The organism is Paraburkholderia sp. BR14374 (assembly GCF_040948685.1).
Lineage (GTDB): Bacteria > Pseudomonadota > Gammaproteobacteria > Burkholderiales > Burkholderiaceae > Paraburkholderia > Paraburkholderia youngii.
Genome location: NZ_JBFPKF010000017.1, coordinates 59,458 through 77,546, shown reverse-complemented (window position 1 = coordinate 77,546; position 18,089 = coordinate 59,458). Strand labels below are relative to the sequence as shown.

Genomic DNA, 18,089 nt, shown 5'->3' with positions numbered 1-18,089 from the left:
GGCGGCGTACGATGCGCCGCGCACGGCGGGAAGCGGCGGCGGCGCGGCGGATTCACTTTGGGATGACGATGAAAAAGAATGTTCTCGACTTCTGGGTCGGCCTGTTCGTGGTGCTGGGTTTCGTGGCGTTGCTGTTTCTTGCGCTGAAGGCCGGCAATATGAGCTCGCTGTCGTTCCAGGCAACCTACCCGGTCAAGCTCAAGTTCGACAACATCGGCGGGCTGAAGCCGCGCGCGCCTGTAAAGAGCGCCGGCGTGACGGTCGGCCGGGTCGCGTCGATCGGCTTCGATAGCAACACCTACCAGGCGCTCGTCACGATCGATATCGACAAGCAATTCGAGTTTCCGAGAGACACTTCGGCGAAGATCCTGACCTCGGGTCTGCTCGGCGAACAATACATCGGGCTCGAGCCGGGCGGCGACTCGGAAATGCTGAAGGCGGGCGATACCATCGCGATGACGCAATCGGCGATCGTGCTGGAAAACCTGATCGGCCAGTTCCTGTATAGCAAGGCCGCGGATTCCGGCGCAGCGAAGCCCGCTGCATCCGCCCCCGCACCGGCGCCGGCAGCGCCGGCTTCCGGCGCTGCCGGCCAGTCAGGCCAATAAGGAGAACAACGATGCAGACGAAACTGCAGACCCCGCGCAGCGGCGCGCGCGTCCTACAGTTCGGCAAGGTCGCCGTGGCGGCTGCGCTGCTCGCCGGTTGCACGACCGTGCAGACGCCGACCAAGGGCGACCCGTTCGAAGGGCTGAACCGCACGATCTTCACCATCAACGACAAGGTCGACCAGTACGCGATCAAGCCGGTCGCGCAGGGCTACGTGTTTGTCACGCCGCAGCCGGTGCGCGACAGCGTGACGAACTTCTTCTCGAACATCGGCGACATCTATATCGCGGCGAACAATCTGCTGCAGTTGCGTATCGCGGACGGCGTGTCGGACATCATGCGGATCGTGATCAACACGTTGTTCGGCGTCGGCGGCCTGTTCGACGTCGCGACGCTCGCGAAGCTGCCCAAGCACGACAACGACCTCGGTCTGACGCTCGGCCACTACGGCGTGCCGGCGGGCCCTTACCTCGTGCTGCCGCTGTTCGGGCCGAGCACGGTGCGCGACGCGTTCGGCTCGCTCGGCAACTACTACGTGAACCCGATCAGCTACATCGATCCGCCGGGCTTGAGCTGGGGCTTGTGGGGCTTGAACATCGTCAATACGCGCGCGAACCTGCTCGGCGCGAGCAACCTGCTGGAAGGAGCGGCGCTCGACAAATACTCGTTCGTGCGCAATGCGTATCTGCAGCGCCGCCAGTATCTGCTGTCGGACAACCGCCGGCGTCCGCAGGACCTGCCGAGCTATGAGGAGGAAGCGCCGTTGCCGAAGTACGACGAAGGCGAGACGGGCGCGGCCGCGGGGGCGGCAGGTGCGCCGGCCGGCGCTGCAACCGGCGCGGCGGCCGCCGCCGCGGGCACGCATGGTGCTGCGGCAAAGGCGGCTCCCGCATCCGGCGCGGCCGTGGCAACACCGCAAGGCGCATCGGCACCGCAGGGCGCGTCGGCACCGCAGGGCGCGTCGGCACCGCAAGGCGCGTCGGCACCGCAAGGCGCGTCGGCGCCGGAGGCCGCGTCGGGCACCGAAACCCCGCCGCTCGACCTGAAAGGCGGCCCTGAAACGCAGATTCCGGCCGGTCAGCTGGTGCCGCCCACGCGCTTCAACTTCCCGTCGTTCAGATTGCATTGAACATGCAGCCGTAACAGATCGATACGACTCTCGCAGTTTGCGCATGGATTGCCGTCAAACTCGCGTGATAAGGTCCGTTCAACCTGTTGCACTATTTTTGAGGCAAAGCTCGATATGAAAAAATTCTTCCTGATTCCGTTGTTTGCCGTGTTGTTTTCATTCATCAGCGCGGGCGCATCGGCGCAAACCGTCGACACCAACTCCCCCGAGGCGCTGATCAAAACCGTCACCCAGCAGGTGATGGACGCAATTCGCGGCGACAAGTCGATCCAGCAGGGCGACATCACCCACATCACCGCGCTCGTCAACGAAAAGATCCTGCCGTACACGGACTTCCGCCGCACCACCCAGCTCGCGATGGGCCGCAACTGGCGCACTGCGACGCCCGAGCAGCAGAACCAGGTGGTAGAGCAGTTCAAGATGCTGCTGATCCGCACGTACTCGGGCGCGCTCGCGCAGGTGCGCGACCAGCAGATCCAGTTCAAGCCGTTCCGCATGAACCCGGACGACACCGACACGGTGGTGCGCTCGGTCGTGATGAACAATGGCCAGCCGATCGAACTCGACTATCGCCTGTACAAGACGCCGCAAGGCTGGCGCGTGTATGACCTCAACGTGCTCGGCGCGTGGCTGATCCAGGCGTATCAGCAGCAGTTCAACGAGCAGATCCAGCAGAAGGGCGTGGACGGACTGATCCAGTTCCTCACGCAGCGCAATCAGCAACTCGCCGCGGGCAAGCAGTCGTGAGCGACGTGCTGAACCAGGTCGCGAACCGCTTCGACAGCGGCGCGACGCTGACCCACGAGAGCGCGAAGGCCGCGCTCGCGGCGGGTCTGCAACGTATTGCGGCGGGCGCCCGCGGCGTCGATTGCGCGCCGCTCACGCAATTCGATTCGTCGGCGCTCGCGGTCCTGCTCGCGTGGGTGCGGGCCGCGGCGGCGCGCGGCGACAAGTTCGAAATCATCAATCTGCCGGCCGGTCTCGCCAGTCTCGCGCAGGCCTACGGCGTCGATACGCTTCTCTCTCCTGTCGCCTCCAGCATGGTTGTGTCAGCGCGACATTGACGCTCCTCTAGCCTCGTCTCCCCCCTTCCGGCCAGGCCGGGGGTGTCAGTTTTTGCCCTATAATCAAACGTTTTTTTGGGGCGTTGAACTGGCCCCCTAATCGGCCCCGGTTCCGTTTCTTCCAGCATTTGCACGTCCCCAAGCTCCATCGGGGCTACTTCAGGCGCCGCGACGCGCGCGGCCCATAGTCATGTCAGCCATAGAAATTCGTAACGTCAAGAAGCGCTACAAGGACTTGCAGGCGCTCAAGGGCGTCAGCCTCACGGTCGAAGAAGGCGAGTTCTTCGGACTGCTCGGTCCGAACGGCGCGGGCAAGACGACGCTCATCAGCATACTGGCGGGTCTCGCCCGCGCCGACGAAGGCAGCATCGCGGTGCGCGGTCACGACGTGGTCGACGATTTCCGCAATGCGCGTCGCGCGCTCGGCGTGGTGCCGCAGGAACTCGTGTTCGATCCGTTCTTCACAGTGCGCGAAACCTTGCGCATCCAGTCGGGCTACTACGGTCTGCGCAACAACGACGCGTGGATCGACGAGATCATGGCCAATCTCGATCTCACCGAAAAAGCCGATGCCAACATGCGCGCGCTGTCGGGCGGCATGAAGCGCCGCGTGCTGGTCGCGCAGGCGCTCGTGCACCGTCCGCCGGTGATCGTGCTCGACGAGCCGACCGCCGGCGTCGACGTCGAACTGCGCCAGACGCTGTGGAAGTTCATCTCGCGCCTGAATCGCGAAGGCCACACGATCGTGCTGACCACGCACTACCTGGAAGAAGCCGAATCGCTGTGCGACCGCATTGCGATGCTGCGCCGTGGCGAGGTCGTTGCGCTCGATCGCACCAGCACGCTGCTGCAGCGCTTCGCCGGCATGCAGCTGTTCGTGCGCTTCGCGCATGGCGTGCTGCCCGCCGATCTGCGTCCGCTCGAGGCGGAAAGCGGCGCGGGCAACGGCAATGGCCGCCAGCACCTGCTGCGCCTGACGAGCTACGACGACGTCGAGCGCATCCTCGCGCAATGCCGCGCGGCCGGTTGTACATTCGAAGAAATCGAGGTCCGCAAGGCCGACCTCGAAGACGTATTCGTTCAGGTGATGAACGGTCCAGAAGTGATCGAGGGGCTCGCATGAGCGGCTACAGTGGATTCAGCACGCTGTTTTACAAAGAACTGCTGCGTTTCTGGAAGGTATCGTTCCAGACCGTGCTCGCGCCGGTCATCACCGCGCTCCTTTATCTGACTATCTTCGGCCACGCGCTGCGCGGCCACGTCGAGGTCTATCCGGGCGTCGAATACACGAGCTTCCTGATTCCGGGTCTCGTGATGATGAGCGTGCTGCAGAACGCGTTCGCGAACAGTTCTTCCTCGCTGATCCAATCGAAGATCACCGGCAACCTCGTGTTCGTGCTGCTGCCGCCGCTGTCGCACTACGAGATGTTCGCGGCCTACGTGCTCGCCGCGGTGGCGCGCGGGCTGTGCGTCGGCTTCGGCGTGTTCATCGTGACGATCTGGTTCGTGCCGCTCGCGTTCACCGCGCCGCTCTACATCATCGCGTTCGCGATGTTCGGCGCGGCGATTCTCGGCACGCTGGGTCTGATCGCCGGCATCTGGGCCGAAAAATTCGACCAGCTCGCCGCGTTCCAGAACTTTCTGATCATGCCGCTCACTTTTCTGTCGGGCGTGTTCTACTCGACGCATACGCTGCCGCCCGGGTGGCGCGAAGTATCGCGGCTCAATCCATTTTTCTACATGATCGACGGCTTTCGCTATGGCTTTTTCGGCGTGTCGGATATCGACCCGCTGGTGAGCCTCGCGATCGTCGCCGGTTTCTTCGTGGTGCTGGCTGTCGTGGCGATGCGCATGCTCGCCACCGGCTACAAGCTGCGCCACTGACGAGGAGCTTCTCTCATGTTGCCGACTCCCGAACAGGTCAAACAGTACATTGCAGCTGGACTCGCGTGCGAGCATCTCGAAGTCGAAGGCGACGGTCAGCATTTCTTTGCGACGATCGTCTCGCCGAGCTTCGAAGGCAAGCGCCTGATCCAGCGTCACCAACTCGTGTATGCGGCGCTCGGCGAGCGCATGCGCGAAGAAATCCACGCGCTCAGCATGAAGACGCTGACGCCCGCCGAATGGCAGAACGCGTAATCTGGAAATTTAGTGCGAGTTACTCACGAAGGGCGCGACGCAGCTAGCGGCGCGCCGAACACAGACAAAGCAGGTCCGGGCGCGAACCGGGCCGATCAGGAACCGACAGGCATGGATAAACTCATCATTGAAGGTGGCTACCCGCTCTCCGGTGAAGTTGTCGTCTCGGGTGCGAAGAACGCGGCATTGCCGATCCTGTGCGCGGGTCTGTTGACCGCCGATCCGGTGCATTTGGAGAACGTGCCCGATCTGCAGGACGTGCGCACGATGCTCAAGCTGCTCGGCCAGATGGGTGTGCGTATCGAGGCAGGCGAAGGGCGCGTCGCGCTCGACGCGTCGAAGGTCGACAACCTCGTCGCGCCGTACGAGATGGTGAAGACGATGCGCGCGTCGATTCTCGTGCTCGGTCCGCTCGTCGCGCGCTTCGGTCATGCGCGCGTGTCGCTGCCGGGCGGTTGCGCGATCGGCGCGCGTCCGGTCGATCAGCACATCAAGGGTCTGCAGGCGATGGGCGCCGAGATCACGATCGAGCACGGCTTCATCGAAGCGCGTGCGAAGCGTCTGAAGGGTGCGCGCATCGTCACCGACATGATCACCGTGACCGGTACTGAGAACCTCTTGATGGCGGCGGTGCTCGCGGAAGGCGAAACCATCATCGAGAATGCCGCGCGTGAACCCGAAGTGGTCGACCTCGCGCATCTGCTCGTCGCGATGGGCGCGAAGATCGAGGGCATCGGCACGGATCGCCTCGTGATCCAGGGCGTCGACAAGCTGCACGGTGCGAAGCACACGGTCATTCCGGACCGCATCGAAGCGGGCACCTTCCTGTGCGCGGTCGCGGCGGCAGGCGGCGACGTCACGCTGCGCAAGATGCGTCCGCTGCTGCTCGAAGCCGTCACCGAAAAGCTACGCGATGCGGGCGTGACGGTCGAGGAAGGCGACGACTGGATGCGCGTGCGCATGGACAAGCGCCCGAGCGCGGTCACGTTCCGCACCTCCGAATACCCGGCGTTCCCGACCGACATGCAGGCGCAGTTCATGGCGCTCAACACGATCGCCGACGGTACGTCGCAGGTCGTCGAGACGATCTTCGAAAATCGCTTCATGCACGTGCAGGAGCTGAACCGCCTCGGTGCGAGCATCACGATCGACGGCAACACCGCGCTCGTGACCGGCGTCGAGAAACTGTCCGGCGCGAAGGTGATGGCCACCGATCTGCGCGCATCCGCGAGTCTCGTGATCGCCGCGCTGCGCGCCGAGGGCGAGACGCTGATCGACCGTATCTATCACCTCGATCGCGGCTACGACCGCATGGAAGCGAAGCTCAACGCGATCGGTGCGAGGGTGCGCCGCGTATCCGGGAGCCAGGCATGAGTTCGATGCCGCAAACGTCGTCGTCGCCGGCGGTGAGCGCGCCGCTCACGCTCGCGTTGTCGAAAGGGCGTATCTTCGAGGAAACGCTGCCGCTGCTCGCGGCGGCCGGTATCGAAGTCGCCGAAGATCCCGAGAGTTCGCGCAAGCTGATCCTGCCGACCACCGACCCAAACCTGCGCGTGATCATCGTGCGCGCGACCGACGTGCCGACCTATGTCGAGTACGGCGCGGCCGACTTCGGCGTGGCCGGCAAGGACGTGCTGCTCGAGCATGGCGGCAGCGGTTTGTATCAGCCGGTCGACCTGGACATCGCGCGTTGCCGGATGTCAGTCGCGGTCGCGGCGGGTTTCGATTATGCGAACGCGGTGCGCCAGGGCGCGCGTCTGCGTGTCGCGACCAAGTACGTTGAAACCGCACGTGAGCATTTTGCCGCCAAGGGCGTTCACGTCGATCTGATCAAGTTGTACGGTTCAATGGAACTGGCGCCGCTGGTCGGCCTCGCCGACGCGATCGTCGACCTGGTCAGCTCGGGCAATACGCTGCGCGCGAACAATCTCGTCGAGGTGGAGGAGATCATGCAGATTTCGTCGCGCCTCGTGGTGAACCAGGCGGCGCTGAAGCTGAAACGCGCCGCGTTGCGGCCGATTCTCGACGCGTTTGCCAATGCGTCGTCGAAAACCGGCGCCCCGGCGGCCTGACTGAACGATGGCACGCTAATCACGCTGCGACTCAGCGCCTTACCGAAACGGATACCTGTATGTCTACCAAGATTCGCAAACTCGATTCCACCGCTCGCGATTTTCACAAGTCGCTGCATGCGGTGCTCGCGTTCGAGGCGAGCGAAGACGAAGCCATCCAGCGCGCGGTCGCGCAGATTCTGAACGACGTGAAGGCGCGGGGCGACGACGCAGTGCTCGAGTACACGAACCGCTTCGATCGCATCGATGCGAAAAGCGTGGCCGAGCTCGAACTGCCGATGGCGGAGCTCGAAGCGGCGCTCGAAAGTCTCGAGCCGAAGCAGCGTGCGTCGCTGGAAGCGGCGGCCGCGCGCGTGCGCGGTTATCACGAGAAGCAGAAGATCGAGTGCGGCAGCCATAGCTGGCAGTACACCGAAGCGGACGGCACCGTGCTCGGCCAGAAGGTCACGCCGCTCGATCGCGCGGGCATCTACGTGCCGGGCGGCAAGGCGGCGTATCCGTCGTCGGTGCTGATGAACGCGATTCCGGCGCGGGTGGCCGGCGTGCGTGAAATCGTGATGGTCGTGCCGACGCCGGACGGTGTGAAGAATCCGCTCGTGCTCGCGGCGGCACTGCTGGGCGGCGTCGATCGCGTGTTCACGATCGGCGGCGCGCAGGCGGTGGGCGCGCTCGCGTACGGCACGCAAACCGTGCCCGCGGTCGACAAGATCTGCGGCCCCGGCAACGCGTATGTCGCGTCGGCGAAGCGTCGCGTGTTCGGCACGGTCGGCATCGACATGATCGCCGGGCCGTCGGAAATTCTCGTGCTGTGCGACGGCACGACCGATCCGCGCTGGGTCGCGATGGACCTGTTCTCGCAGGCCGAGCACGACGAGCTCGCGCAGTCGATCCTGCTGTGTCCGGACGACGCGTTCATCGCGCGTGTGCAGGAAGCGATCGACGAACTGCTGCCCACGATGCCGCGCCGCGAGGTAATCCGCACGTCGCTCGAAAACCGCGGCGCGCTGATCAAGGTGCGCGACATGGCTGAGGCCTGCGCGATCGCCAACGACATTGCGCCGGAGCACCTCGAAATTTCGGCGCTGGAGCCGCATCAGTGGGCGCAGCAAATCCGCCACGCGGGTGCGATCTTCCTTGGCCGCTACACCAGCGAGAGCCTCGGCGACTACTGCGCGGGCCCGAACCACGTGCTGCCGACGTCGCGTACCGCACGGTTCTCGTCGCCTCTCGGCGTTTATGATTTCTTCAAGCGCTCGAGCCTGATCGAGGTCAGCGCGGAGGGCGCGCAGACGCTCGGCGAGATCGCCGCCGAACTTGCATATGGCGAAGGTCTGCAAGCGCACGCACGCAGCGCCGAATTCCGGATGCGGCAGAACAACAACGAACGCGGCTGAGACGCAAGCGGCGAGGGCGGAGACTGCCGCGCGAGCGACGCATCGAGCATCCGCCCCGTTCAATAACGACGACAGAGACCAACCCGAACGCCCTGCACCGACGACGCCGACATGGCAGTCTTCGCCCGGCCCGGCCCCGAAGCTATGACGACACCTCAAGACATCATCCGCAGCGACGTGCTCGCAATGACGAGCTATCCGGTTCCGGACGCCACCGGTTTCATCAAGCTCGACGCGATGGAAAACCCGTTCCCGCTGCCGCCGGAACTTGCCGCCCATCTCGGCGAGCGTCTGGCCGGCGTCGCGTTGAACCGGTATCCGGCGCCGCGTCCCGAGCGACTGATCGAGCGCATCCGTCACGTGATGGGCGTGCCGGCGGGCTGCGACGTGCTGCTTGGCAATGGCTCGGATGAAATCATCAGCATTATGTCGGTCGCGTGCGCGAAGCCTGGCGCGAAGGTGCTCGCGCCGGTGCCGGGCTTCGTCATGTATCAGATGTCGGCCAAGCTGGCGCATCTCGAATTCGTCGGCGTGCCGCTGAAAGCCGACTTCACGCTCGATACCGACGCGATGCTCGCGGCGCTCGCCGAGCACGAACCGGCGCTGATCTATCTCGCGTATCCGAACAACCCGACCGGCACGCTGTTCGATGACGCCGCAATTGAGCGCATCATCGCCGCGGCGGGCAAGAGCCTCGTCGTGATCGACGAGGCGTATCAGCCGTTCGCGCAGAAGAGTTGGCTGCCGCGCGCCGACCAGTTCGACAACGTCGTCGTGATGCGCACGGTGTCGAAGCTGGGCCTCGCCGGGATCCGCCTCGGTTATCTGGTCGGCAAGCCCGCGTGGCTGACCGAGTTCGACAAGGTGCGCCCGCCGTACAACACCAACGTGCTGACGCAGGCCGCCGCCGATTTCCTGCTCGACCACATCGGCGTGCTCGACGCGCAGGCCGCGCAATTGCGCGACGAACGCGAGAAGCTAGCGCAGGCGGTGGCCGCGCTGCCGGGCGCCGAAGTGTTCGACAGCGCGGGCAACTTCCTGCTCGTGCGGGTGCCCGATGCGTCGGTATTGTTCGAAACCCTGCTAACGGCGCGTATTCTGATCAAAAACGTGAGTAAAATGCACCCATTGCTGGACAACTGCGTGCGTTTGACCGTAGGTTCGCCGAACGAGAACGCGCAGTTGCTCGCCGGCCTGAAACTCGTGTTGCGGTAATCCGCCGCATCGAGCGGCGGCACCGAGCCGCTGCATTGAACGGCTGCATTGAGCAGCTCGCCATTAGTCCACCCCACATTACTAGCGCTTTTAAGCCAGATTCGAGGAATTGCCATGCGCCTTGCGGAAGTCGTTCGCAACACCAGCGAAACGCAGATCCGTGTGAAGATCAACCTGGACGGCACCGGCCAGCAGAAGCTGGCCACCGGTGTGCCGTTCCTGGACCACATGCTCGACCAGATCGCCCGCCACGGGCTGTTCGACCTCGAGATCGAAGCGCATGGCGACCTGCATATCGACGACCACCACACCGTCGAAGACACCGGTATCACGCTCGGCCAGGCCGTCGCGAAGGCGATCGGCGATCGCAAGGGCATCCGCCGCTACGGCCATTCCTATGTGCCGCTCGACGAAGCGCTGTCGCGCGTCGTGATCGATTTTTCCGGGCGTCCGGGCCTCGAATTCCACGTGCCGTTCACGCGCGCGCGCATCGGCACGTTCGACGTCGACCTGTCGATCGAATTCTTCCGCGGCTTCGTAAACCATGCCGGCGTGACGCTGCATGTCGACAATCTGCGCGGCATCAACGCTCACCACCAGCTCGAAACGGTGTTCAAGGCGTTCGGGCGCGCGCTGCGCATGGCCGTCGAACTCGACGAGCGTGCGGCCGGACAGATTCCGTCGACCAAGGGCAGTCTCTGACCGAACGGCCGTAGCAGGCTTTAACACAGGGTTTCACCGCCCCCAACGTCTTCAGGCCCCTCACCTTCACGCGACTCATCGGGCAGGACCGCATTTGCCGGCACGTCGTTCGACGCCGCGCGGCGGCATCGATGGATCAAGGGCAGAGCGGCCCAACTTGAAATGAAAACTTCGATAGCGATTGTGGATTACGGAATGGGCAACCTGCGCTCGGTTGCACAGGCACTGCGCAAAGCGGCGCCGGAAGCGGACGTGGCGATCGTCGATCGTCCGGAAGCGATCCGTGCGGCCGACCGCGTGGTGCTGCCCGGCCAGGGCGCGATGCCCGACTGCATGCGCAGTCTCGGCGCGTCCGGTTTGCAGGAAGCGGTCGTCGAGGCGTCGCGCAGCAAGCCGCTGATGGGCGTGTGCGTCGGCGAGCAGATGCTGTTCGACTGGAGCGCCGAGGGCGACACGCCGGGGCTGGGTCTGTTGCCCGGCAAGGTGGTGCGCTTCGAGCTCGAAGGCCGCCTGCAGGACGACGGCTCGCGCTTCAAGGTCCCGCAGATGGGCTGGAACCGCGTGCGTCAGGCGCAGCCGCATCCGCTGTGGGACGGCGTCGCCGACAACGCGTTCTTCTACTTCGTGCACAGCTACTACGTGGTGCCGGACAACCCGACGCACACGTCGGGCGAGACGGTCTACGGCGTGCCCTTTACCTCGGCTGTAGCGCGGGATAACATTTTCGCCACCCAGTTTCACCCCGAAAAGAGCGCCGAGGCGGGTTTGCGCGTGTATCGCAACTTCGTGCACTGGAACCCGTGAACGCCTTTCTTTATCCCGTTGCCGCGCGTGCGTCGCGCGGTGCCGCGGTCCCGCATCCGACCGGCGCCCCACTGGAGCGCCGAAAGAGTTGTACTAAACTAGCGAGACGGTATTGCGGCGGGCTGATCCGCCAGCCGCTGCCGCCGACCTTCAATCCACTCCCAGATAACACCCGATTGCTATGCTGCTGATTCCCGCCATCGACCTGAAAGATGGTCAGTGTGTACGCCTCAAACAGGGCGATATGGACCAGGCGACGATTTTCTCCGAGGAACCGGCGGCAATGGCCCGACATTGGGTCGACCGCGGCGCGCGTCGTCTGCATCTCGTCGATCTGAATGGCGCGTTCGCTGGCAAGCCGAAGAACGGCGATGCAATCCGCGCGATCATCGACGAAGTGGGCGGTGAAATTCCGGTTCAGCTCGGCGGTGGCATCCGCGACCTGAACACGATCGAGCGCTATCTGGACGACGGTTTGTCGTACGTGATCATCGGCACCGCGGCGGTGAAGAACCCCGGCTTCCTGCAGGACGCGTGCACCGCGTTCGGCGGCCACATCATCGTCGGCCTCGATGCGAAAGACGGCAAGGTCGCGACCGACGGCTGGAGCAAGCTGACCGGTCACGAAGTGGCCGACCTCGCGCGCAAGTTCGAGGACTACGGCTGCGAGTCGATCATCTACACCGACATCGGCCGCGACGGCATGCTGCAGGGCATCAACATCGAAGCGACGGTGCGCCTTGCGCGCGCGGTCAAGATTCCGGTGATCGCGAGCGGCGGTCTGTCGAACCTCGCGGACATCGAATCGCTGTGCGAAGTCGAAGGCGAGGGCATCGAAGGCGTGATCTGCGGCCGCGCGATCTATTCGGGCGACCTCGACTTCGCGGCCGCGCAGACGCTCGCGGACAAGCTGCGCGAAGCGGACGACGCTTAAGCGCGGCGTCGGCCTCGCTTGCCGGGAAGCTTGCGCCGTGTGCCGGCGTGGCACTCACCTCGGCTTGCGGCACTCGCTCGACCGATGGCTTGCCGGGTAGCGCGCTTCGCACGATCACGCAACCGGAACCTCGGCGGCCTGCGGCCAGCACTTCACTCGCGGCGCGACGCAACCGCTCGCGCCGGCACCGTGCCGCTTGCCCGCAAGCGAGCGGCCTCATCAGCGGTATTGGCAGAATTGCACGATCATGGCTCTAGCTAAACGCATCATCCCCTGTCTCGACGTCACCGCGGGCCGCGTGGTCAAGGGCGTCAACTTCGTCGAACTGCGCGACGCCGGCGACCCGGTCGAAATCGCGCGCCGTTACGACGACCAGGGCGCCGACGAACTGACGTTTCTCGATATCACCGCGACCTCGGATCAGCGCGACCTGATCCTGCCGATCATCGAGGCGGTCGCCTCGCAGGTGTTCATTCCGCTGACGGTCGGCGGCGGCGTGCGCGCGGTCGAAGACGTGCGGCGCCTGCTGAACGCGGGCGCGGACAAGATCAGCATGAACTCGTCGGCGGTCGCGAATCCGCAGCTCGTGAAGGACGCGACCGACAAATACGGCTCGCAGTGCATCGTCGTCGCGATCGACGCGAAGCGCGTGTCGGCCGACGGCGAAACGCCGCGCTGGGAAGTGTTCACGCACGGCGGCCGCAAGGCCACCGGTCTCGACGCGGTGGAATGGGCGCGCAAGATGGCCGAGCTCGGCGCGGGCGAAATCCTGCTGACCAGCATGGATCGCGACGGCACCAAGAGCGGCTTCGACCTTGCGCTGACGCGCGCGGTGTCGGACGCGGTGCCGGTTCCTGTGATCGCCTCGGGCGGCGTCGGCAATCTGCAGCATCTCGCCGACGGCATCAAAAGCGGTCACGCGGACGCGGTGCTGGCCGCGAGCATCTTCCACTATGGCGAACACACGGTCGGCGAGGCCAAGCGCTTCATGGCCGATCAGGGCATTTCGGTGAGGTTGTGACGTGACGAATCCTTCGGCGGTGAACTGGCTCGACAAGGTCAAGTGGGACGCGAACGGCCTCGTGCCTGTGATCGCGCAGGAAGCATCGACGAACGACGTGCTGATGTTCGCGTGGATGAACCGCGAGGCTCTCGCGAAGACAGTCGAGACCGGCCGCGCGGTATATTTCTCGCGCTCGCGCCAGCGCCTGTGGTTCAAGGGCGAGGAATCCGGCCACGTGCAGCACGTGCATGAAGTGCGGCTCGACTGCGACGAAGACGTCGTACTGCTGAAGGTCGAGCAGGTCTCGGGCATCGCCTGCCACACAGGCCGCCACTCGTGCTTTTTCCAGAAATTCGAAGGCTCGGTGGACGACGGCGACTGGCAGGCCGTCGATCCCGTGCTGAAAGACCCCGAACACATCTACAAATGACGCAATCCACGCAAAACCCGTCGCCCGCCGAGGCTTCCACGCTCGACACGCTGTTGCGCCTCGCGGCGGTGATCGATGGCCGCAAGGGCGGCGATCCAGACACCTCGTACGTCTCGCGCCTGTTCCACAAGGGCGACGACGCGATTCTGAAGAAGATCGGCGAAGAAGCCACCGAAGTCGTGCTGGCTGCAAAGGACGCGCGCCACGGCGGCGTGCCGAAGGCGCTGGTCGGCGAGGTCGCGGACCTGTGGTTCCACTGCCTCGTGATGTTGTCGCATTTCAATCTGAGCCCCGCCGACGTGATCGCCGAACTCGAGCGTCGCGAAGGCCTGTCGGGTATCGAGGAAAAAGCGCTGCGCAAGAGCCGCGCGCGTGAGGAAAACGGCGACTGAGCAGCCGGAGCGGAAATCTGGCATTTCCGCTTGAAGTCGCGCGCGCTGGCACCTATATAGCGGTAACCGCACCTTCGTGAGGACGCAAGCATGGAACAGCCGCAAGGAAGCTATCCGCCGCCGGTCTACCGCCACGCGATGGAACCTGAGCGGGAGCGCAGCCTGCGCACGCTCACGCACGTGCTGTACGCGCTGTATGCGGTTCATTGGCTGACCGGCGGGCTCACCATTCTGGTCGCGATCATCATCAACTACGTGAAACGGGCCGACGTGGCCGGCACGCCGTACGAAGCGCACTTCGAATGGCAGATTCGCACGTTCTGGATGGGCCTCGTCGGCTATGCGATCGGCGCGTTGCTGTTGGTCGTCGTGATCGGCATCCCGGTGCTGTGGGCGGTCAGCATATGGATGTTGTACCGTATTATCAAAGGCTGGCTGTATCTGTACGATAACAAGCCATTCGCGAATCCGGCCGGCTGGGTCTGAACGCTAGCCGGCCCGCACGCGCGGACCGGCATTCGGGTCGAACCTCGTCGCGTGCGGCTTCGCTCGCCTAAGTCATACCGCGTCAGGAACACGATGAGTCACGATCCGAACTGTCTTTTCTGCAAGATCGCCGCTGGCGAAATCCCCTCGACCAGAGTCCACGAAGACGACGAGTTCGTCGCCTTCCGCGACATCCGTCCGGCGGCCGAAACGCATGTGCTGGTGATCCCTCGCAAGCACATTGCAACGCTGTCGAGCTGCACGGAAAGCGACGCGCCGCTGCTTGGTAGAATGCTTGTCTTGGCCGCTCGACTGGCGGAGCAATTGGGGGTCGCGTATAGCGGCGGCGAAACGGGCTTTCGCACGGTAATCAATACCGGTCCGGGCGGTGGTCAGGAGGTGTATCACCTGCACGCGCATATTCTCGCGGGACCGCGCCCCTGGCATCGCATGGGCTGAGCGGGCACACGGGTCATGCGCGCCGCGTGGCGAGAGCACACCGCCGCGAGTTTTGGTCGAGGACAATAGCGTCGCCGTTATTTTTACCGCTGTGTAATACCGTCGACGCGATCGCCTGACCAGAATGACGGCGGTTCAGACTGCGGCGCACTTTGCGAGCGAGGTGGTGCGAGCTGCGGTAACGTAGAGATAGAGGCAGACGAAGCGCACGCGCTTCAGGTTAGGCAAATTTGCCGCATCGAGATGCGGCGTCGGGGTTAAGGAGAGTAGTCATGGGTTCGTTGAGTATTTGGCATTGGTTGATCGTTCTGTTGATCGTCGCGCTCGTGTTCGGCACGAAGAAGCTGCGCAACATCGGCAGCGATCTGGGCGGCGCGGTGAAGGGCTTCAAGGAAGGCATGAAGGAAGCCGAATCGCCGTCGGCCGACGCGCAACAGCAGCAGCGCGAGTTGCCGCGCAACGGCGCGGTGGACGTCGAAGCGAAAGAAAAGACGCAGCAATCGGGCGATTACCGCTAAAGCCGCGGCGTTTGCGCCGTTCCCGCGTTTCTGACGGACATTTCACCTCATGCTGGACCTCGGTCTAACCAAGATGGCGCTGATCGGCGTCGTCGCGCTGGTCGTTCTCGGGCCTGAGCGCCTGCCGCGTGTCGCCCGCACGGCCGGCGCGCTGTTCGGCCGCGCACAGCGGTACGTCAACGACGTGAAGGCCGAAGTCACGCGCGAAATCGAGCTCGACGAACTGCGGCGCATGAAGACCGAGTTCGAGAAGGCCGCCAGCAACGTCGAAACGGCGGTTCAGGACAATCTGCGCAAGCACGAGAATGAACTGAACGAGGCATGGAAGAGCGGTACGTCGGTGTCGCCGAGTATCGCCGGCGGCGCGCTCGAAGACGCCGGCAGCGGCGTCAGCGGCAGCACCGGTGCCACCTCGTGGCCGGTCAGTACACCGGCCGCCGCGCCCAAACGCAAGAACTGGCGCGTCCAGCAAAGCGCCACCCCCACTTGGTACAAGCGAGCGAGCCTGCGCCGCACGCGCGTGCAGTCGGGCGCCGCGCGCGTTGCGCGGCACACACCTGCCAACCTGCGTCGTCCGACGCGATTTTTCTGATGTTCAGATCGACAATCCCTAACCGAGGGCCGGTGTGAGCGACCCCCAGCAATCCCAGAACGAAGGCGCCGAAGAGACCTTCATTTCCCACCTCGTCGAACTGCGTGACCGCATCATCCGTGCGGGGCTCGCCGTCATCGTCGTGTTTGTCGGGCTCGTGTACTGGGCGCCGGACATCTTCAAACTGCTCGCGCGGCCGCTGATGATGAATCTGCCGAAGGACGGCAAGATGATCGTCACCGACGTCACCGGCTCGTTCTTCGTGCCGATGAAGGTGACGATGCTGGTCGCTTTCGTGATCGCGCTGCCGGTCGTGCTGTACCAGATCTGGGCGTTCGTCGCGCCGGGACTCTATCAGCACGAGAAGAAGCTGGTCGCACCGCTGGTGGCGAGCAGCTATACGCTGTTCCTGTGCGGCATGGCGTTCGCGTATTTCGTCGTGTTTCCGACCATCTTCCGCGTGATGGCGCACTACAACGCGCCGCTCGGCGCGGAAATGACAACTGATATCGACAATTACCTGAGCTTCGTGCTCACGATGTTCATCGCGTTCGGTGTCACGTTCGAGGTGCCGATCGTCGTCGTCCTGTTGGTGCGGATGAACGTGGTGACCCTGAAGAAGCTGAAGGAGATCCGGCCGTATGTGATCGTCGGCGCGTTCGTGGTGTCGGCCGTCGTGACGCCGCCGGACGTGTTTTCGCAGCTGATCCTCGCGGTTCCACTGATTGTGCTGTACGAAGCCGGCATCGTCGCGGCGCGGTTGATCGTCGGCAAGCAGCCGGTAGTCGTCGAGGATGCGAGTCCGCCGCCGTCTAATTGAGGTGCCGGGAGTCGGTGCCCGGCGTCACATGAAAAGGGCAGCCCATCACGGACTGCCCTTTTTCGTTGCGTTAGTTGCGGCCTTGACTTCAACCACCTTCGTCGTCCGGCTGATCGCCGCCGTTTTCGTCTTCCGGCTGTTTGGGCGGCGGCGGGCGTTTGCCGATCATCACGTCGAGATCGATCTGATGGCCTTTGCGTACCAGATGCACTTTTGCCGCCGTGCCCGGCTTGATCTGCGCGATCACGTTCAACAGGCGCGTCGTATCGGTGATCACCTGGCCGTTCACGCTCGTCAGGATGTCGCCGGGCTTGATGCCCGCGCGGTCGGCCGGTCCGCTCTTCAGCACCCCGGCGACGATCGCGCCTGACTTCTGATCGAGCCCGAACGACTCGGCGATTTCCGGCGTCACGTCCTGCGGTTCGACACCGATCCAACCGCGCGTGACCGTACCGGTCGTGATGATGCTCTCGAGCACGCTGCGCGCGGTCGACACCGGAATCGCGAAGCCGATGCCGAGCGAGCCGCCCGAGCGCGAGTAGATCGCGGTGTTGATGCCGAGCAGATTGCCGTTCACGTCGACGAGCGCACCGCCCGAGTTGCCGGGGTTGATCGGGGCGTCGGTCTGGATGAAGTTTTCGAACGTATTGATGCCAAGGTGGTTGCGGCCCAGTGCGCTGACGATGCCCATCGTCACGGTCTGCCCGACGCCGAACGGATTGCCGATCGCGAGCACGACGTCGCCGACGCGGGTCTGGTCCATCCGGCCGAGCGTGATGGTGGGCAGATTGCTCATGTTGACCTTGAGCACCGCCAGATCGGTCTCGGGGTCGATGCCGATGACCTTCGCGCTGGCGGTGCGGCCGTCGGCGAGCGCGACTTCGATCTGATCGGCGCCGTCGACGACGTGCTGGTTCGTTAGAATGTAACCTTCCGAACTCACTATCACGCCTGAGCCGAGATTCGAGGCAGGCTGCTCCTGCTGCTTGCGATTGTTCCTGTCGCCGAAGAAGTAGCGGAACAGCGGATCTTTGGCGCGCGGGTCGGGCGGCAGCGAGCCATCCTTGCTGGAGAACACGTTGACGACCGCGGGCATGGCCTTTTGCGCCGCTTCGGCATAGGACGTTTCGGCATGCCCTTTGGTGATGCCCGGCGCCACTTCCCGCAGCGCCACGATCGGTTCGGCGAGTTGTCTGCCGAATTGTCCTTGACGCTGCAGCCACTGCGGTTTGAGGGTCGCAATGATGAACATTAGCGCCAACAGCACCGTCACCGCTTGGGCAAATAACAGCCAAAAGCGTCTAAGCATCTGAAGACAAGAGGTCTA

The 18,089-nt window shown here is 64.1% G+C and carries 23 protein-coding genes; 22 read left to right on the top strand and 1 reads right to left on the bottom strand.

What is annotated here, in order from left to right:
- Positions 1–68 precede the first annotated feature (68 nt).
- From mlaD to tatC, 22 genes are all read left to right on the top strand, one after another.
- A complete protein-coding gene (mlaD, locus tag AB3X86_RS29360) occupies positions 69–608 on the top strand; it encodes an outer membrane lipid asymmetry maintenance protein MlaD (protein ID WP_176381124.1) in 540 nt (179 codons plus the stop codon).
- A gap of 11 nt (positions 609–619) precedes the next feature.
- A complete protein-coding gene (locus AB3X86_RS29355; protein WP_368598710.1) occupies positions 620–1,738 on the top strand; it encodes an MlaA family lipoprotein in 1,119 nt (372 codons plus the stop codon).
- Between the two features lie 114 nt (positions 1,739–1,852).
- A complete protein-coding gene (locus AB3X86_RS29350) occupies positions 1,853–2,485 on the top strand; it encodes a phospholipid-binding protein MlaC (RefSeq protein ID WP_013090705.1) in 633 nt (210 codons plus the stop codon).
- Positions 2,482–2,802, top strand: a complete 321-nt coding sequence (locus AB3X86_RS29345) for a lipid asymmetry maintenance protein MlaB (protein WP_368598709.1) — start codon at positions 2,482–2,484, stop codon at positions 2,800–2,802. Before AB3X86_RS29350 ends, AB3X86_RS29345 begins: the two co-directional genes overlap by 4 nt.
- Before the next feature lie 190 nt (positions 2,803–2,992).
- Positions 2,993–3,925 (top strand): ABC transporter ATP-binding protein, encoded by a 933-nt coding sequence (locus tag AB3X86_RS29340; protein ID WP_013090703.1) that lies wholly within the window; start codon positions 2,993–2,995, stop codon positions 3,923–3,925.
- Complete coding sequence (locus tag AB3X86_RS29335) at positions 3,922–4,686, top strand: ABC transporter permease (RefSeq protein ID WP_368598708.1); 765 nt, start codon at positions 3,922–3,924, stop codon at positions 4,684–4,686. The genes AB3X86_RS29340 and AB3X86_RS29335 overlap by 4 nt, the downstream gene beginning before the upstream one ends.
- A gap of 15 nt (positions 4,687–4,701) precedes the next feature.
- A complete protein-coding gene (locus tag AB3X86_RS29330; RefSeq protein WP_013090701.1) occupies positions 4,702–4,941 on the top strand; it encodes a BolA family protein in 240 nt (79 codons plus the stop codon).
- Positions 4,942–5,052: 111 nt separating this feature from the next.
- The gene (gene murA, locus AB3X86_RS29325) at positions 5,053–6,315 is read left to right on the top strand and encodes a UDP-N-acetylglucosamine 1-carboxyvinyltransferase (protein ID WP_368598707.1); all 1,263 of its coding nucleotides are present in this window, start codon (positions 5,053–5,055) and stop codon (positions 6,313–6,315) included.
- Complete coding sequence (gene hisG, locus AB3X86_RS29320; RefSeq protein WP_176124279.1) at positions 6,312–7,013, top strand: ATP phosphoribosyltransferase; 702 nt, start codon at positions 6,312–6,314, stop codon at positions 7,011–7,013. The genes murA and hisG overlap by 4 nt, the downstream gene beginning before the upstream one ends.
- A gap of 59 nt (positions 7,014–7,072) precedes the next feature.
- Complete coding sequence (gene hisD / locus AB3X86_RS29315; RefSeq protein WP_368598706.1) at positions 7,073–8,407, top strand: histidinol dehydrogenase; 1,335 nt, start codon at positions 7,073–7,075, stop codon at positions 8,405–8,407.
- 144 nt (positions 8,408–8,551) lie between these two features.
- Positions 8,552–9,622 carry a histidinol-phosphate transaminase gene (gene hisC / locus AB3X86_RS29310; RefSeq protein WP_368598705.1) on the top strand — a complete coding sequence of 357 codons (1,071 nt, stop codon included), beginning with the start codon at positions 8,552–8,554 and terminating at the stop codon, positions 9,620–9,622.
- 114 nt (positions 9,623–9,736) lie between these two features.
- On the top strand, positions 9,737–10,324 hold the full coding sequence (hisB, locus tag AB3X86_RS29305) for an imidazoleglycerol-phosphate dehydratase HisB (protein ID WP_176110143.1): 588 nt from the start codon (positions 9,737–9,739) through the stop codon (positions 10,322–10,324).
- A gap of 162 nt (positions 10,325–10,486) precedes the next feature.
- Positions 10,487–11,128 carry an imidazole glycerol phosphate synthase subunit HisH gene (hisH, locus tag AB3X86_RS29300; protein WP_176110144.1) on the top strand — a complete coding sequence of 214 codons (642 nt, stop codon included), beginning with the start codon at positions 10,487–10,489 and terminating at the stop codon, positions 11,126–11,128.
- Positions 11,129–11,309: 181 nt separating this feature from the next.
- Positions 11,310–12,062: a 1-(5-phosphoribosyl)-5-[(5-phosphoribosylamino)methylideneamino]imidazole-4-carboxamide isomerase gene (hisA, locus tag AB3X86_RS29295; RefSeq protein WP_169500003.1), complete on the top strand. Its 753-nt coding sequence runs from the start codon at positions 11,310–11,312 to the stop codon at positions 12,060–12,062.
- Positions 12,063–12,309: 247 nt separating this feature from the next.
- Entirely contained in the window at positions 12,310–13,083 is a 774-nt protein-coding gene (gene hisF, locus AB3X86_RS29290) for an imidazole glycerol phosphate synthase subunit HisF (RefSeq protein WP_176124283.1), read from the top strand.
- Between the two features lies 1 nt (position 13,084).
- Positions 13,085–13,495, top strand: a complete 411-nt coding sequence (gene hisI, locus AB3X86_RS29285; RefSeq protein WP_090802086.1) for a phosphoribosyl-AMP cyclohydrolase — start codon at positions 13,085–13,087, stop codon at positions 13,493–13,495.
- Positions 13,492–13,887 carry a phosphoribosyl-ATP diphosphatase gene (locus AB3X86_RS29280; protein ID WP_368598704.1) on the top strand — a complete coding sequence of 132 codons (396 nt, stop codon included), beginning with the start codon at positions 13,492–13,494 and terminating at the stop codon, positions 13,885–13,887. The genes hisI and AB3X86_RS29280 overlap by 4 nt, the downstream gene beginning before the upstream one ends.
- A 90-nt stretch (positions 13,888–13,977) precedes the next feature.
- Positions 13,978–14,373 carry a hypothetical protein gene (locus tag AB3X86_RS29275; protein WP_152853628.1) on the top strand — a complete coding sequence of 132 codons (396 nt, stop codon included), beginning with the start codon at positions 13,978–13,980 and terminating at the stop codon, positions 14,371–14,373.
- 93 nt (positions 14,374–14,466) lie between these two features.
- Positions 14,467–14,832: a histidine triad nucleotide-binding protein gene (locus tag AB3X86_RS29270; protein WP_368598703.1), complete on the top strand. Its 366-nt coding sequence runs from the start codon at positions 14,467–14,469 to the stop codon at positions 14,830–14,832.
- Positions 14,833–15,104: 272 nt separating this feature from the next.
- Positions 15,105–15,350, top strand: coding sequence for a Sec-independent protein translocase subunit TatA (gene tatA / locus AB3X86_RS29265; RefSeq protein ID WP_176110148.1), 246 nt, complete (start codon positions 15,105–15,107; stop codon positions 15,348–15,350).
- 49 nt (positions 15,351–15,399) lie between these two features.
- Positions 15,400–15,942 carry a Sec-independent protein translocase protein TatB gene (gene tatB / locus AB3X86_RS29260; protein ID WP_176124284.1) on the top strand — a complete coding sequence of 181 codons (543 nt, stop codon included), beginning with the start codon at positions 15,400–15,402 and terminating at the stop codon, positions 15,940–15,942.
- A 34-nt stretch (positions 15,943–15,976) separates the two neighbouring features.
- Positions 15,977–16,762: a twin-arginine translocase subunit TatC gene (tatC, locus tag AB3X86_RS29255; RefSeq protein ID WP_368598702.1), complete on the top strand. Its 786-nt coding sequence runs from the start codon at positions 15,977–15,979 to the stop codon at positions 16,760–16,762.
- A gap of 88 nt (positions 16,763–16,850) precedes the next feature.
- Here tatC and AB3X86_RS29250 read toward each other — a convergent pair whose 3' ends face one another.
- The gene (locus AB3X86_RS29250) at positions 16,851–18,071 is read right to left on the bottom strand and encodes a Do family serine endopeptidase (protein WP_368598701.1); all 1,221 of its coding nucleotides are present in this window, start codon (positions 18,069–18,071) and stop codon (positions 16,851–16,853) included.
- Positions 18,072–18,089 lie beyond the last annotated feature (18 nt).